Source organism: Streptomyces sp. NPDC088147 (genome assembly GCF_044741565.1).
GTDB lineage: Bacteria > Actinomycetota > Actinomycetes > Streptomycetales > Streptomycetaceae > Streptomyces.
The window spans coordinates 201,463-215,586 of the sequence record NZ_JBIUSY010000002.1 but is presented as its reverse complement, the minus strand read 5'-3'; the positions used below and the strand labels follow the sequence as shown (position 1 = coordinate 215,586).

Sequence of the window (14,124 nt, the reverse complement as noted above, 5' to 3'; positions counted from 1 at the left end):
TAAGGCGCATGAACGATCGAATGGTGTGGATCGACTGCGAGATGACCGGGCTCTCGCTGACGGACGACGCACTCATCGAGGTGGCCGCGCTGGTCACCGACTCGGAGCTGAACGTGCTCGGCGAAGGGGTGGACATCGTGATCCGCCCGCCGGACTCGGCGCTGGAGACCATGCCCGAGGTGGTGCGGCAGATGCACACCGCCTCGGGCCTCCTCGACGAGCTGGCGGGCGGGACCACGCTCGCCGCCGCCGAGGAGCAGGTCCTCGCGTACGTGCGCAAGCACGTGAAGGAGCCCGGCAAGGCCCCGCTGTGCGGAAACACGGTCGGCACCGACCGGGGCTTCCTGCTCCGCGACATGCCGACACTGGAGGGCTACCTCCACTACCGCATCGTCGATGTCTCCTCGATCAAGGAGCTGGCCCGCCGCTGGTACCCGCGGGCCTACTTCAACAGCCCGGAGAAGAGCGGCAACCACCGCGCGCTGGCGGACATCCGCGAGTCCATCGCGGAGCTGCGCTACTACCGCGAGGCGGTCTTCGTACCGCAGCCGGGCCCGGACTCGGACACGGCCAAGCAGATCGCCGCGAAGCACGTACTGCCCGGGGCCTGACCACCCCCGGGCCGGCGCCCCGCCCCGGCCCCTGACCGGCCCCCGGTCACGGCCCCCGAATCCGGGCGCGAGCACCCTCGCGGACCCTGTACACTTTTTCTCGGCCGGTAGGGAACGAAGACCGGCCCTTGGTGGGTATAGCTCAGCTGGTAGAGCACCTGGTTGTGGTCCAGGATGTCGCGGGTTCAAGTCCCGTTACTCACCCTCATCGATCAAGGCCCGGCCTGCGCAAGCAGGCCGGGCCTTTTTCATGCCGCCCGGACGGCGGTACCCCCTCAGGACGAGTCCCGCACCACCAGTTCCGTCGGCAGCACCAGTTGCTGCGGGCCTTCCCCGGGCCCCGCCTCCACGGACGCCCCCGGCGTGCGCCTCGCGATCTCCGAGAGGACCACCCGCGCCATCGCCCGGCCCATCTCCTCGATCGGCTGGCGGACGCTCGTCAGCGGCGGGTCCATGTGGCGCGCTATCGCCGAGTCGTCGAAGCCGACCAGCGCCACGTCCTCCGGTATGCGCCGGCCCGCCGCGCGGAGGGTCTGGCGGGCGCCGGCCGCCATGACGTCGGAGGCAGCGAAGACCGCGTCCAGGGCCGGGCGGCGGGCCAGCAGTTCGCGCATCGCCCGCCGGCCGCCCTCCTCCGTGAAGTCGGCCACGGCGATCAGCGACTCGTCCGGCGCCCGGCCGGCCTCGGCGAGGGCCCGGCGGTAGCCGTCCAGGCGGCAGGCCGCGCCGTAGACCTCCAGGCGTCCGGTGATCGTCGCGATCGTACGGCGGCCCCGGGAGAGCAGATGCGTCACCGCCGTACGGGCGCCCCCGGCGTTGTCGGAGTCGACCGAGGGCAGCGGCTCGGCCGCCGAGCGGCGCCCGCTGACGACCGTCGGGATGCCGGTCCCGGCCAGCAGGTCCGGCAGCGGGTCGTCCGCGCGGACCGAGACCAGCAGCACCCCGTCGGCCCGGTGCGCGGCCAGGTACTGCGCCAGCCTGCGGCGCTCGCGCGCGCCGCCCGCGAAGGTGAGCAGCAGCTGCATCCCGGTCTCGGCCAGCGCCTCGCCCACCCCGCTGACGATGTCCGAGAAGTACGGCTCGGCGAAGAACCGCGCCTCCGGCTCGGGCACCACCAGGGCGATCGCGTCGGCGCGGTTCGCGGCGAGCGCGCGGGCGGCGCGGTTCGGTACGTACCCCAGCTCGGTGATCGCCGCCTCCACCGCGGCCCTGGTCGGCGCGCTGACCCGCGGCGAGCCGTTGATCACCCGGGAGACCGTGCCCCGCCCGACCCCGGCGCGCGCGGCCACCTCTTCGAGCGTGGGCGGCCTCACGCCGCGCGTACGAGCCGTACGGACCGTACGGGCCTCCGTCCGGGACGTACGCGCGGCATCCGCCTCACGGGCCGTACGAGCTGTCATCTCCGCCTCCCCAATGAATCCGCCCCGAGTCCAGCCCGGTCCCTTGACACCCCTACGGGGACCCGCGACGCTTCAACACATCACACATGGGAGCGCTCCCACCGTACCCGACCCATATATGCCCCGCACGCTCCCCGACCACGCCCGGACGGACGGCCCGCGGGGCCGGGGGCCGGCACGTCGGTGCACTAGGAGGACGTCATGCGTACACGTACTCGCTCGTCCCGGGTGGTCGTCCTCGCGGCCGTCGCCGCGCTCGGCGCCGGGCTCCTGGCCGGCTGCGCCCAGGACAGCGAAGGCCCCGCCGGTGCCACGAGCGGCGGCGGCGGGAACGGCGGCGGAGACGGCGGCAAGGGGAAGACCACGCTCACGGTGGGCGTCTTCGGAGCCTTCGGCCTGAAGGAGGCCGGGCTCTACGACCAGTACATGAAGCTCCACCCCGACATCGTCATCAGACAGACGTCCATCGAGCGCAACGAGAACTACTACCCCCAGCTGCTCACCCACCTCGGCAGCGGCAGCGGACTCGCCGACATCCAGGCCGTCGAGGTGAACAACATCGCCGAGATCACCGCCACCCAGGCCGGCAAACTCGTGGACCTCGGAAAGACCGGCGGCGTACGGCAGGACAGCTTCCTGCCGTGGAAGTGGTCGCAGGCCACCGACAAGGCCGGCCGGACCATAGGGCTCGGCACCGACATCGGGCCCGAGGGCATCTGCTACCGCAAGGATCTCTTCGCCGCGGCGGGACTCCCCACCGACCGCGCGTCCGTCGGCGCGCTGTGGGCGGGCGACTGGCGGAAGTACCTGGACGCCGGGAAGAGGTTCAAGGCCAAGGCGCCCAGGGGAACGGCCTTCGTCGACTCGGCGAGCGGTGTCATGGCCGCCATCACCGGCAGCGAGGCGAACCGGTTCTACGACAAGGACGGCAAGGTCATCTACAAGACCAACCCGGCCGTACGGAACGCCTGGGACATCGCCGCGGAGTTCGCCGGGGCCGGACTGACCGCCAGACTCCAGCAGTTCACCCCGGCCTGGGACCAGGGATACGCCAACGCCGGCTTCGCCACCGTCTCCTGCCCCGCCTGGATGCTCGGCTACATCCAGGACAAGTCCGGCGCCGCGGGCAAGGGCAAGTGGGATGTGGCCGCCGCGCCGAAGCCCAGTAACTGGGGCGGCTCCTTCCTGGTGGTGCCCGAGGCGGGCAAGCACAAGAAGGAGGCCGCAGGACTCGTCGCCTGGCTGACCGCGCCGGAGCAGCAGGCCACGTTCTTCGCGAAGCGCGGCAGCTTCCCCAGCTCCCGGGCGGCGTACGCGCTGCCCGCCGTGTCCGGCGCCAGGCACGAGTACTTCGGCAACGCCCCCATCGGGGAGATCTTCTCCGCCGCCGCCCAGGGCGTACCGGTCCAGATCGTCGGCCCGAAGGACCTGATCATCGCGCAGAACCTGGCCGATGTCGGCATGCTCCAGGTCGACCAGAAGGGCACCTCCTCCAAGGACGGCTGGAACGCGGCCGTCAAGGCGATCGACAACGCACTGGATCAGTGACCGATGGCCAGTAGTGACGCGACAGCCGTCCCGGAGGCGGGCGTCGGGGACACAGCGGGTGTCGGGAACACAGCGGGCGTCGGGGACACGACTGCCGCCGGGGACACGGCGTCCACCGGGCCGCGGGAGCGGGCGGGGCGGCTGCCGGGGCGGCCGGGCGAGGAGCGGGACGACCGGCGCCGGGAGCGGCGCAGCCGCTGGTACCGCCGCGACGTGCGGTGGAGCCCGTACGCCTTCATCGCCCCGTTCTTCGTCTTCTTCCTGGCCTTCGGCCTCTTCCCGCTCCTCTACACCGGCTGGGCCTCGCTCCACCGGGTGGAGCTGACCGCGCCCACCGACATGGAGTGGGTGGGGCTGCGGAACTTCTCCCGGCTGCTGAGCGACGCGTTCTTCTGGAACGCGCTGAAGAACACCGTCACCATCGGGGTGCTCTCGACCGTTCCGCAGTTGCTCATCGCGCTGGGCATCGCGCATCTGCTCAACTACCGGCTGCGCGGCTCGATGTTCTTCCGGGTCGCGGTGCTCACTCCGTACGCCACCTCGGTCGCCGCCGCGACGCTCGTCTTCGTCCTCCTCTTCGGCCGCGACTACGGAATGATCAACTGGGTGCTGGGGCTGGCCGGTATCGACCCGGTCGACTGGCAGAACGGCAGCTGGACCTCACAGCTCGCGGTCTCCACGATCGTCATCTGGCGCTGGACCGGCTACAACGCGCTGATCTATCTGGCGGCGATGCAGGCGATCCCGGACGATCTGTACGAGTCGGCGGCGCTGGACGGGGCCTCGCGAGGGCAGCAGTTCCTCCATGTGACCGTCCCTTCGCTGCGGCCGACGATCCTGTTCACATGCGTGGTCTCGACGATCGGCGCGACCCAGCTGTTCGGTGAGCCGCTGCTGTACAACGGCGGCGCGGGCGCCACGGGCGGGGCGGATCACCAGTTCCAGACGCTCGGGCTCTATCTGTACGAGCAGGGCTGGGTGAATCTGCATCTCGGCCGGGCCTCGGCGATCGCCTGGGCGATGTTCCTGATCCTGCTGATCATCGGCGCGGTGAACTGGATCATCGCCCGCCGTCTCCGCGAGAGCGCGTAGGGGAGAGAGATGGCGACGATGTCGCGGACCGGCGGTACGACCCGGACCTCCGGCGGGAACAGGAAGGGCGCGGGACGGCAGCTGCACGGCGGTCGGCTCACCCACGCCGTACTGATCCTCTTCACCGCCGGCTCGCTCTTCCCCCTGGTGTGGACGGCGGTCGCGGCCTCCCGCAACAACACCCGGCTCGCCCAGACCCCGCCGCCCTTCTGGTTCGGCGGGAATCTCTTCAAGAACCTCGAAATCGCCTGGACCGACGCCAATATGGGCACGGCCCTGATCAATACGACGGTCGTCGCCGGGGCGATCGCGGCGGGCACGGTGCTCTTCTCCACCCTCGCCGGTTTCGCCTTCGCCAAGCTGCGTTTCCGGTTCAAGAACCTGCTTCTGCTGCTGGTGATCGGCACGATGATGGTGCCGCCGCAGCTCAGCGTCGTACCGCTGTACATGCTGATCGCCGAGTTGTCCTGGACCGATCAGCTCCAGTCCGTCATTCTGCCCACCCTGGTCAGCGCGTTCGGTGTGTTCTTCATGCGGCAGTACCTGACCGGGGCGCTGCCCACCGAGCTGATCGAGGCGGCCCGGGTGGACGGCGCGAGCAGCTGGCGGGTGGTGTGGCATGTGGTCTTCCCGGCCGCGCGGCCCGCGATGGCCGTGCTCGGGATGCTGACCTTCGTGATGGCCTGGAACGACTTCTTCTGGCCCATCATCGCGCTGACCCAGAACGGCAGCCCCACCGTGCAGGTGGCGCTGACCGGGCTCGGCCGCGGCTACATCCCCGACCAGTCGGTGATCATGGCCGGCGCGCTGCTGGGGACACTGCCGCTGCTGCTCGCCTTCGTGATCTTCGGCAGACATATCGTCGGCGGCATCATGCAGGGCGCGGTCAAGGGCTGACGTCCGTACGGCCGGGCGCCGGAGGCCGTACGGACGGTCCCGGTGCCACCCGGCACCCCCTCTCGCACCACCACAACCCCCATTTCCTACGGTCAACGGGAGCCGCATCATGTCCGACACCTTTCCGCCCGGGTTCCTGTGGGGCACCGCCACGGCCGCCTACCAGATCGAGGGCGCGGCACGGGAGAACGGCCGTACGCCCTCCATCTGGGACACCTTCAGCCATACGCCCGGCAAGGTCGAGAGGGGAGACACCGGCGACATCGCCGTCGACCACTTCCACCGCAGGGCCGAGGACGTCCGGATGATGGCGGACCTCGGCGTGAACGCGTACCGCTTCTCCGTCTCCTGGCCGCGCGTCCAGCCCACCGGCCGCGGCCCGGCCATCCAGCGCGGGCTCGACTTCTACCGCGGTCTGGTCGACGATCTGCTCGCCCATGGCATCGAACCCGTACTGACGCTCTACCACTGGGACCTGCCCCAGGAGTTGGAGGCCGCGGGCGGCTGGCCCGAGCGCGAGACGGCGTACCGCTTCGCGGAGTACGCGCGGGCCGTCGCCGAGGCGCTCGGCGACCGGGTGACGCGCTGGACGACCCTCAACGAGCCCTGGTGCAGCGCCTTCCTGGGGTACGGGTCCGGCGTGCACGCCCCCGGCCGTACGGACCCGGTGGCCGCCCTGCGCGCCGCACACCATCTCAACCTCGGCCATGGACTCGCGACCCAGGCGCTGCGCTCCGTGCTCCCGGCGGGCGGTCAGGTCTCGGTGAGCCTCAACCCGGCGGCCGTCAGGGCCCGTACGCAGTCGCCCGGGGACCTGGACGCGCGACGCCGGATCGACGCGCTGGCGAACCGGGTCTTCACCGGCCCGATGCTGACCGGCGCGTATCCGGAGGACCTCCTCGCGGACACCGCGCGGCTGACCGACTGGGCGTTCGTCCGCGCCGGCGACGCGGCCGTGAGCAGGCAGCCGCTGGACTCGCTGGGCATCAACTACTACCAGCCCGCGGTGGTCTCCGCCGCGCCCGGACAGGAGGCCGCGGGCCGGGACCCCGGCCGCCAGGACCGGCAGGACGGCCACGGCGCGAGCGAGCACTCCCCCTGGCCGGGCGCCGAATCCGTCGCCTTCCACCAGCCGCCCGGCGAACTGACCGAGATGGGCTGGTCGGTGGATCCGAGCGGACTGTACGACCTGCTGCTGCGCTACACGCGCGAGGCACCGGGACTGCCCCTGATGGTCACCGAGAACGGCGCGGCGTACCCCGACAAGCCGGACGCGGACGGCGCGGTCCACGACCCGGACCGGATCCGCTATCTGCACGGCCATCTGTCGGCGGTGCAGCGCGCGATCGCCGACGGGGCGGATGTGCGCGGGTACTTCCTCTGGTCGCTGATGGACAACTTCGAGTGGGCGTACGGCTACGGCAAGCGCTTCGGCGCGGTCCATGTGGACTACGAGACCCAGCGCCGGACGCCGAAGTCGAGTGCGCGCTGGTATGCCCGGCTGGCGGGCACGGGGGTGCTGCCGGAGGTGCCCATCGGGTGACGCCGGTCGCGGGGGGGGGTGCGCGCCCCGGCCGGGTGGGGGGTTACGTACCGGCCGGAGCGCGCGGTCCGGGGGGACGGGCTGCCCGGGGGGGGGACGGGCTGCCTGGGAGGGGGACGGGCGGAGACGCTGATGCCCGTACGTTAGCCGCCCCGATCCGGACGAACGGCCCGTTCCGGGCGGGCCCCGCGGTCCTTAGGGCGCGCTTAAGGAACGCATCGGAAGCCGTTAAAGGTCCGGGCCGAGGCCGCCGCGGCGCCCGCGCCGCCGCAGCCGGTGGCCCCGGCGCGGCGCGTCCGCCGCGCGCCATCCGTCGAGGCCGATCCAGATCCGTACCTCGGTACCGCCGAGCACCGAGCGTCCGATCCGTACGTCGCCGCCCGTCGACTCGGCCACCCTGCGCACGATGTCCAGGCCCAGCCCGGTCGAGCCCTCCCGGCCGCCGCTGTTGCCCCGGGCGAGGGCGGCCTTCGGGTCGGCGATGCCGGAGCCCGCGTCCGAGACGAGGACGATCACGGCGTCCTCCCCGTTGTGCACGTCGACGGCGAAGGCCGTGCCCTCCGGGGTGTGGCGGAAGACGTTGCCGAGCAACGCGTCGAGGGCGGCGGCCAGTTCGGCGCGGACGACCGGTATGCGTACGGGACGGCCGATGCCCGCGACCCGTGCCGTACGGCCCTCGTCCTCCGCCAGCGCCGACCAGAAGTCCATCCGCTCCCTGACGACTTCCGAGACGTCGCACCCGCCGGCCGGACCCGCCGCCACCGTCTGCGGCTTGGCCTCACGGGCGGTACGGATGATCGTGTCGACCTCCCGTTCCAGCTGCGCGACCGCGGCCCTGGTCTGGTCGGCGGCCGGTCCCTCGCCCAGGGACGCGGCGTTGAGGCGCAGCACGGTGAGCGGGGTGCGCAGCCGGTGCGAGAGATCGGCCGCGAGTTCCCGCTCGTTGGCGAGGAGCCCGACGACCTGGTCGGCCATGGAGTTGAAGGCGATCGCGGCGGACCGCAGCTCGGCGGGGCCCTCCTCCGGGACGCGCGCGCCGAGTTTTCCCTCGCCCAGCGCGTGCGCGGCGCCCGCGAGCCGCTGGGCGGGCTCGACCATCCGCACGCCGAGCCGGTCGGCGACGGCGACGGATCCGACGATCAGCGCGATTCCCACTCCGGCGAGCACCAGCCAGGCGGTGGTGACGCCCTTGGAGACCTCGTTCTGGGGGACGAAGATCTCGACGATCGCGATCTGGCCGGAGCTGATGGCGGTCGGCTGAAGCAGTACGGATCCGCCCGCGACCTCGGCCATCGCCGCGCGGGGGATCCGCTGGACGGTCCACAGATCCTTCTCGGCGGCCCGTCCGCGCCCGATGTCCAGGCGACCGGACTCCGGCCCCGCGGCGGCCGGGACATGCACGGCCATCCGGCCGCCGGCACCGGCGTTGGTGGAGGCGATGGCCCGTTCCAGCTGCTCGCGGTCGGTGGTGATGGAGAGGGTGGGGGCGATGGCGGCGGCCTGGCGCTCGGCGTTGGAGAACGCGCGGTCCCTGGCCATCTCCTTGATGACCAGTCCGAGCGGGACGGCGAAGGCCACGACGACCATGACCGTCACGGCCACGGCCACCTTGACCAGGGCCCATCTCATACGGGCGGCTCCGCGAGGGGCGGGAGCGGCCCGGGGAGGGGCGACTCCCGTACGGGCGGGCCGGATACGAACCCCTCAGGGACGGGCGGGGCGGGTGAGACGGGAGGGGCAGGCGGAACGGGCGGGGCGGGTGGCTCCAGTTTCACCCCGACGCCCCGCAGCGTGTGCAGATAGCGCGGCCTGGCCGCGGTCTCGCCGAGTTTCCGCCGCAGCCAGGAGAGATGGACGTCGATGGTCTGGTCGTCGCCGTACGACTGCTGCCACACCTCCGCGAGCAGTTCCTTGCGCGCCACGACCACCCCCGGGCGCCCGGCGAGGAACGTCAGCAGGTCGAACTCCCGCCGGGTCAGATCCAGCCGGGCCCCGTCCAACTCGGCCTGGCGGCGCAGCGGATCGATGGAGAGCCCGCCGACCCGGATGACGCGCGGCGGCGTGGCCTCGCCGGTGGTGGCGCGCGAACGGCGCAGTACGGCCGCCATCCTGGCCGCCAGATGCTCCACCGAGAACGGCTTGGTGAGGTAGTCGTCGGCGCCGTCGTTGAGCAGCCGTACGATCTCCGCCTCGTCGTCCCGCGCGGTGGCGATGATCACCGGTACGTCGGTGATGCCGCGCAGCATCTTCAGCGCCTCCGCGCCGTCCAGATCGGGCAGACCGAGGTCGAGAATGACCACGTCGAACGGGAAATGGGCCACCTCGCGCAGCGCCTCCAGAGCCGTACCGACGCTCCGCACGGTGTGGGAGGCCTCGGTCAAGTGCCTGATGAGAGCGGAGCGTACGAACTGGTCGTCCTCGACCACGAGCACACTGGGCATGGGCGGCACCGTACGCCATCCGCGGGGTGCGGGAGGGCCGGTCTCCGGGGTCGGCCGTGACGGGTGTCCCTTCCCGGCGCTCACGGGACAGCCGTGGTACGGGTGGTGCAGTATGGCCCCGATGCGCATGGGACTCGTACACACCCTGGCGTGGTCGCTCGCCACGGGCGCGGCGGTCACGCTGTCGTGGTGGGGCGTCCACTCGGTCATGGCGGGGACGGCGTACGACCCGCCGCGCGCGCTCCCGCTGCCGGTGGACAGCGCGACGGAACCGGGCGCGAGCCCCGTCGCCTCGTCCACCTGGCGTCCCCCGAGCCCGTCCGCGAAGCCGCCCTCCTCGCCCGCGGCACCGAGCGGCGGCGAACGGCCCTCATCGCGTCCGCCGGCCGAGGAGACGAAGGACCCGGGCGGGACAACGGGCGGGAGCACACACGGGAACGGGGACGGGGGCGAGGGCGCGGGGTCGGGCTCGGAGTCCGACCCGCCCGGCGCCTCCGGCGAGGTGAAGGGCTATACGGTCGACGGCGGCCGGGTCGTCTTCGACATCGGGAGCGCCTCGGCCGAACTGGTCTCGGCGACGCCGGACAGCGGCTGGCAGATGCAGGTGTGGACACAACCGACCTGGATCCGGGTGACGTTCACCCGGGACGGCCGGGAGGTCTCGGTGTTCTGCACCTGGAACGGCCATCCGCCGATGGTGCAGTTCGACGACCGCTGAGCGAACGAGCCGTACGAGTTGTACGCCCCCCCCCGCACGCACGTGCCGTACACGCCAAACGCCCGAGCGGCCCGAACTCCCCGAACTCCCTGGGCTAGGTGAACGCGTCGGCCGGAGGCGGCGGCGACGCCTTGGCACTCGCGTCGGTCACCACGGCCGCGCCGCCGGTGAAGTCGGCCAGCGCCCGGCCGTGCTCCACCCGTCCCGGATGCGGATCGCTCGCGACCCGGCGGGTCAGCTCGGCGACGGGCAGCTCACGGTCCGAGGCGAGCAGTACGGCGTTCCCGAAGCGGCGGCCCCGGAACACCGCCGGATCGGCGGCGAGCGCGAGCCGCCCGAAGACGGAGGCGGCGGTGGCGATCTGGCCGCGCAGATGCGCCAGCGGCGGACCGTCCGCGAGATTGGCCGCGTAATGACCGTCCGGGCTCAGGGCCCGGCGTACGTCGCCCAGGAACTCGGCGCTGGTCAGATGCGCGGGGGTACGGGCGCCGTCGAACACATCCGCGATCACCAGATCCGCCCAGCCGTCCGGCACTTTCGCGAGCCCGGCCCGCGCGTCGGCGGTGCGGACGCGGATACGGGCGTTCGGGTCCAGCGGCAGCCGCTCGCGTACGAAGTGGACGAGGGGACCGTCCACTTCGACGATCTGCTGGGTGGAGCGGGGGCGGGTGGCGGCGAGGTAACGGGCGAGGGTGAACGCCCCGCCACCGAGATGCACGACACGCAACGGCCGGCCCGCGGGCGCCACGAGATCGACGGCATGGCCGAGCCTGCGCTGATACGCGAAGGAGAGACGGGTGGGGTCGTCGAGGTCGACATGGGACTGCGGGGCCCCGTCGATCAGCAACGACCAGGCCCGCGCCCGCTCCCGGTCGGGCACCAGCTCGGCGCGACCGCCGTCCACATCCTCGGCCAGGACCGCCACGGAGGGCGCCCGGCGCCTGTTCTTTGCCACGCCTTCTATTTTGCGGGCTCGGTTCGCCTCCGGCTCACCCGCACCGGAAAGCCCCCGGCCGGCGGGGACGCGCCCGGCTATCTACATCGGTCGGCGGCCTCAAGGAGCCGCGCCGCCTCGCCCAGCGCCTCCCTCAGCAGCGCCGGATCCGTGACCGGGCCCGTCGTATCGGGGTGGAGCAGCCAGGCCGAGCCGATGATCGGGGGTTCGGCGGGGATACGGAAACCGCGGCCGTTCGTCTGCGTACAGGCGCTGCCCGGCATGTCCCAGCCCGCGGCCGTACCCGGCGGGACCAGAAAGCCCAGGGTGTCGCACGGGCCGTCGTGGAGCACGGGCCCCACCTTGGGAGAGGCGCCCCCACGGCGCAGGATGTCCACCGCCTCGAAGCCCTGCCGGGCCGGCACCGTCACCAGGTCACAGGGCTCCCCGGCGTCGTCCCCGGGACGCGCGCCGCACTCCTGGCCGGGCACGCGCCGAGCAGTCGTCCGCGAGCCACCACTGGTGTCCATACCGACCTCCACATTGAGCGTCTCCCACGCGGTTCAACGCGGAGCGGCGTCAACGGCTACGGCGGCGCACCGCCGAAAAAGATGGCAGTTCATGGCAGATCATGGGCGAGAAATCCGGTTTGTGGTCAAACTCTATGTGTCACGACCGTCACAGTCGGTACGTTCTGCCCGTCGGAACAACCGGAGTTGGGCACCGCGCCACATCACACCGCACGCTCCGGGTGACCCGCGGGCACCAACGGCTGTACCAGGAGAGGGCTCGGCCATGGCGTTGTCTCGGGCAGTTCCCAACCTCGCCTTCCGCCGGCTGCGCGGGCGGCGCTCGCCGGGGGAGTTCGCCGCCGCCGTACGCAGGGCCGCGCGGGAGATCGGTGAACAAGTCGCCTGTGACGCACGGTATATCGGACGGGTGGAGGCAGGCGAGATCCGCTGCCCCAACTACGCGTACGAACGGGTCTTCCTGCACATGTTCCCCGGGCTGAGCCTGAAGGACCTGGGCTTCTGTCCGCGCGAGCACGTACGCGGCAGAGCGGCGCGGGCCACGGCGCCCACGGCGCCCGCCATGAACAGAGCGGATAGAGCGGACAGAACCGGCAGAGCCGACAGGGTGGACACCGGCGGCGGCCGGAGCCACACCAGCGATACGGGCAAGAGCGGCGACGCCAGCGAGGAGAGCGACGTGCTGCGTCGCGCGTTCATGACGAGCGGTCCCGTCACGGCCGTCACGGTGGTGGCCGCCTCCCTCGGTCTCGGCGGTACGGCCGCCGCGGCCGTACCCCCGCCGCGGCGGACGGCGCGGCCGGCCTGCGACGCCGAGGTGCTCGCCGTCGAGGCGGCCGTGCGGCGGATCCGGCTGCTGGACGACCGGCACGGCGCCGACGGGATCTACCGGCAGGCGGCCCAGCCGCTGCGCGCCGCCCACGCGCTGCTCGACTCGGGCATGCCCGCCCGCCAGTCCGTCGCGGACCGGCTCTACGCGGGCGCCGGCGAGCTGTCGATCTCGGTGGGCTGGCTCGCCCATGACTCCGGCCGCTTCGACGACGCGCGCTCGCACTACGCGGAGGCGCTGGCGACGGCGCGGATGGCGAACGATCCCGGGGTGGAGGCGCACGCCTTCGCCAACACCTCGTTCCTGGCGAAGGATTCGGGCCGGTACCGGGAAGCGGTACGCACCGCGCAGGCGGGCCGGCGCGCCGCCAGGCATCTCGCCTCGCCGCGGCTGCTGTCGCTGCTCTCGCTGCGCGAGGCGGCCGGCTGGGCCAAGCTGGGCGACCGTACGAACTGTGAGCGGTCGCTGTCCCGGGCCCATGGCCTCTTCGACCGGGGCCCCTCGGACGCCGACCCCGAGTGGATGTCCTTCTTCGGCGAGCCGGAGCTGGAGTCACAGGAGGCGCTGTGTCACGCGGCGTTGGGCGACTGGTCGCGCGCGGCGCGGCACGCCCACCGGGCGACGGCGCTCCAGGATCCGCACTTCGCCCGCAATCTGGCGCTCTACCGGGTGGAGCTGGCCACGGACCTGGCCCGCGCCGGGGCGCCGGACGAGGCGGCGGCGGCCGGCCATCAGGTGCTGGACGCGCTGGATGCCGTCCAGTCGTCCCGTATCCATACGCGACTGGCGGCCACGGCGCGGGTCCTGCTGCCGCAGCGGCGGCTGCCGGAGGTGGGCGCCTTCCTGGACCGCCACGCCTCGACGAACGTACGGGCCTGAGGACCGGCGCCGGAAGGCCCGGGGTGCGAGGCCCCGGCCCCCGAGCCCCCCCGTCAGCGCGTGAGATGCGCCGTGTCGTTCCAGACCTGGATCGCCGGCAGGTCGTACGCCCAGCTCAGCACCGACACCGAGGTCGGGTCGAGCCGGATCCGCGCGGCGAACGAGATGTCCTCGCCCAGCCAGCGCGCGCCGATCGCGCGCAGGATGTGGCCATGGGCGAAGACCAGGACGTCACGGTCCGCCGAGCGCGCCCAGGAGACGACCTCGTCGGCGCGGGCGGAGACCTGCTCCAGGGTCTCGCCGTCCGGGACTCCGTCGCGCCAGATGAACCAGTCGGGCCGGTCCGCCTTTATCTGCGCCGGGGTCATGCCCTCGTACGCGCCGTAGTCGAACTCCATCAGCGCGTCCCACTCCTCGGCCCGGTCGCCGAACCCGGCCAGCGCGCAGGTCTCGGCGGCGCGCGCCAGCGGGCTGGTGCGTATCTCCACACCGGGCAGCCCCGACCACGGCGCCTGATGGAGCCGTTCGCCCAGCAGCTTGGCGCCGCGCCGGCCCTCGTCGAGCAACGGGATGTCCGTCCTGCCCGTGTGTTGGCCGGACAGCGACCACGCCGTCTGACCGTGCCGGGCGAGCAGGATGCGCGGTGCCATGAAGGTGCTCCCTGGGGTTCACAACTGGTGCCGTTCCATCATCGCGCACCTG

13 protein-coding genes and 1 tRNA gene are annotated in these 14,124 nt (G+C 72.3%); 8 read left to right on the top strand and 6 right to left on the bottom strand.

Annotated features, from left to right (window positions below):
* Window positions 1-8 precede the first annotated feature (8 nt).
* Both orn and ACIOGX_RS06335 read left to right on the top strand, forming a co-directional pair.
* Window positions 9-611, top strand: coding sequence for an oligoribonuclease (orn, locus tag ACIOGX_RS06340; protein WP_387013524.1), 603 nt, complete (start codon window positions 9-11; stop codon window positions 609-611).
* Between the two features lie 131 nt (window positions 612-742).
* Window positions 743-815, top strand: a tRNA-His gene (locus ACIOGX_RS06335).
* Between the two features lie 71 nt (window positions 816-886).
* Here the strand turns inward: ACIOGX_RS06335 and ACIOGX_RS06330 are convergent.
* On the bottom strand, window positions 887-2,011 hold the full coding sequence (locus tag ACIOGX_RS06330; RefSeq protein ID WP_401910804.1) for a LacI family DNA-binding transcriptional regulator: 1,125 nt from the start codon (window positions 2,009-2,011) through the stop codon (window positions 887-889).
* Between the two features lie 201 nt (window positions 2,012-2,212).
* Here ACIOGX_RS06330 and ACIOGX_RS06325 point away from each other — a divergent pair, with 201 nt between their 5' ends.
* From ACIOGX_RS06325 to ACIOGX_RS06310, 4 genes are all read left to right on the top strand, one after another.
* Window positions 2,213-3,559: an ABC transporter substrate-binding protein gene (locus tag ACIOGX_RS06325; protein WP_401910801.1), complete on the top strand. Its 1,347-nt coding sequence runs from the start codon at window positions 2,213-2,215 to the stop codon at window positions 3,557-3,559.
* A gap of 3 nt (window positions 3,560-3,562) precedes the next feature.
* Window positions 3,563-4,651 (top strand): carbohydrate ABC transporter permease, encoded by a 1,089-nt coding sequence (locus ACIOGX_RS06320; protein ID WP_401910798.1) that lies wholly within the window; start codon window positions 3,563-3,565, stop codon window positions 4,649-4,651.
* A gap of 9 nt (window positions 4,652-4,660) precedes the next feature.
* Window positions 4,661-5,548, top strand: coding sequence for a carbohydrate ABC transporter permease (locus ACIOGX_RS06315; RefSeq protein ID WP_401910795.1), 888 nt, complete (start codon window positions 4,661-4,663; stop codon window positions 5,546-5,548).
* A gap of 109 nt (window positions 5,549-5,657) precedes the next feature.
* On the top strand, window positions 5,658-7,091 hold the full coding sequence (locus tag ACIOGX_RS06310; RefSeq protein ID WP_401910792.1) for a glycoside hydrolase family 1 protein: 1,434 nt from the start codon (window positions 5,658-5,660) through the stop codon (window positions 7,089-7,091).
* Between the two features lie 228 nt (window positions 7,092-7,319).
* On the opposite strand, the gene ACIOGX_RS06305 is transcribed toward ACIOGX_RS06310, so the two are convergent.
* Together ACIOGX_RS06305 and ACIOGX_RS06300 are read right to left on the bottom strand one after the other, a co-directional pair.
* Window positions 7,320-8,720 carry a HAMP domain-containing sensor histidine kinase gene (locus ACIOGX_RS06305; protein WP_356508513.1) on the bottom strand — a complete coding sequence of 467 codons (1,401 nt, stop codon included), beginning with the start codon at window positions 8,718-8,720 and terminating at the stop codon, window positions 7,320-7,322.
* Window positions 8,717-9,532 (bottom strand): response regulator transcription factor, encoded by an 816-nt coding sequence (locus tag ACIOGX_RS06300; protein WP_401910789.1) that lies wholly within the window; start codon window positions 9,530-9,532, stop codon window positions 8,717-8,719. Before ACIOGX_RS06300 ends, ACIOGX_RS06305 begins: the two co-directional genes overlap by 4 nt.
* Before the next feature lie 112 nt (window positions 9,533-9,644).
* Between ACIOGX_RS06300 and ACIOGX_RS06295 the strand changes: the two genes are divergently transcribed.
* Complete coding sequence (locus ACIOGX_RS06295; RefSeq protein WP_401910786.1) at window positions 9,645-10,250, top strand: hypothetical protein; 606 nt, start codon at window positions 9,645-9,647, stop codon at window positions 10,248-10,250.
* A 94-nt stretch (window positions 10,251-10,344) separates the two neighbouring features.
* On the opposite strand, the gene ACIOGX_RS06290 is transcribed toward ACIOGX_RS06295, so the two are convergent.
* Both ACIOGX_RS06290 and ACIOGX_RS06285 read right to left on the bottom strand, forming a co-directional pair.
* Window positions 10,345-11,205: a spermidine synthase gene (locus tag ACIOGX_RS06290; protein WP_401767689.1), complete on the bottom strand. Its 861-nt coding sequence runs from the start codon at window positions 11,203-11,205 to the stop codon at window positions 10,345-10,347.
* A 77-nt stretch (window positions 11,206-11,282) separates the two neighbouring features.
* Entirely contained in the window at window positions 11,283-11,714 is a 432-nt protein-coding gene (locus tag ACIOGX_RS06285) for a hypothetical protein (RefSeq protein WP_193564105.1), read from the bottom strand.
* A 265-nt stretch (window positions 11,715-11,979) separates the two neighbouring features.
* Here ACIOGX_RS06285 and ACIOGX_RS06280 point away from each other — a divergent pair, with 265 nt between their 5' ends.
* Window positions 11,980-13,422: a tetratricopeptide repeat protein gene (locus tag ACIOGX_RS06280; RefSeq protein ID WP_401910783.1), complete on the top strand. Its 1,443-nt coding sequence runs from the start codon at window positions 11,980-11,982 to the stop codon at window positions 13,420-13,422.
* A 53-nt stretch (window positions 13,423-13,475) separates the two neighbouring features.
* Here the strand turns inward: ACIOGX_RS06280 and ACIOGX_RS06275 are convergent, their stop codons facing one another.
* Window positions 13,476-14,072, bottom strand: coding sequence for a histidine phosphatase family protein (locus ACIOGX_RS06275; RefSeq protein ID WP_356508522.1), 597 nt, complete (start codon window positions 14,070-14,072; stop codon window positions 13,476-13,478).
* Window positions 14,073-14,124 lie beyond the last annotated feature (52 nt).

Coding starts and splice junctions, on each gene's coding strand:
- orn (WP_387013524.1), top strand. CDS start 9: ATGAACGATCGAATGGTGTGGATCGACTGCGAGATGACCGGGCTCTCG.
- ACIOGX_RS06330 (WP_401910804.1), bottom strand. CDS start 2,011: ATGACAGCTCGTACGGCCCGTGAGGCGGATGCCGCGCGTACGTCCCGG.
- ACIOGX_RS06325 (WP_401910801.1), top strand. CDS start 2,213: ATGCGTACACGTACTCGCTCGTCCCGGGTGGTCGTCCTCGCGGCCGTC.
- ACIOGX_RS06320 (WP_401910798.1), top strand. CDS start 3,563: ATGGCCAGTAGTGACGCGACAGCCGTCCCGGAGGCGGGCGTCGGGGAC.
- ACIOGX_RS06315 (WP_401910795.1), top strand. CDS start 4,661: ATGGCGACGATGTCGCGGACCGGCGGTACGACCCGGACCTCCGGCGGG.
- ACIOGX_RS06310 (WP_401910792.1), top strand. CDS start 5,658: ATGTCCGACACCTTTCCGCCCGGGTTCCTGTGGGGCACCGCCACGGCC.
- ACIOGX_RS06305 (WP_356508513.1), bottom strand. CDS start 8,720: ATGAGATGGGCCCTGGTCAAGGTGGCCGTGGCCGTGACGGTCATGGTC.
- ACIOGX_RS06300 (WP_401910789.1), bottom strand. CDS start 9,532: ATGCCCAGTGTGCTCGTGGTCGAGGACGACCAGTTCGTACGCTCCGCT.
- ACIOGX_RS06295 (WP_401910786.1), top strand. CDS start 9,645: ATGGCCCCGATGCGCATGGGACTCGTACACACCCTGGCGTGGTCGCTC.
- ACIOGX_RS06285 (WP_193564105.1), bottom strand. CDS start 11,714: ATGGACACCAGTGGTGGCTCGCGGACGACTGCTCGGCGCGTGCCCGGC.
- ACIOGX_RS06280 (WP_401910783.1), top strand. CDS start 11,980: ATGGCGTTGTCTCGGGCAGTTCCCAACCTCGCCTTCCGCCGGCTGCGC.
- ACIOGX_RS06275 (WP_356508522.1), bottom strand. CDS start 14,072: ATGGCACCGCGCATCCTGCTCGCCCGGCACGGTCAGACGGCGTGGTCG.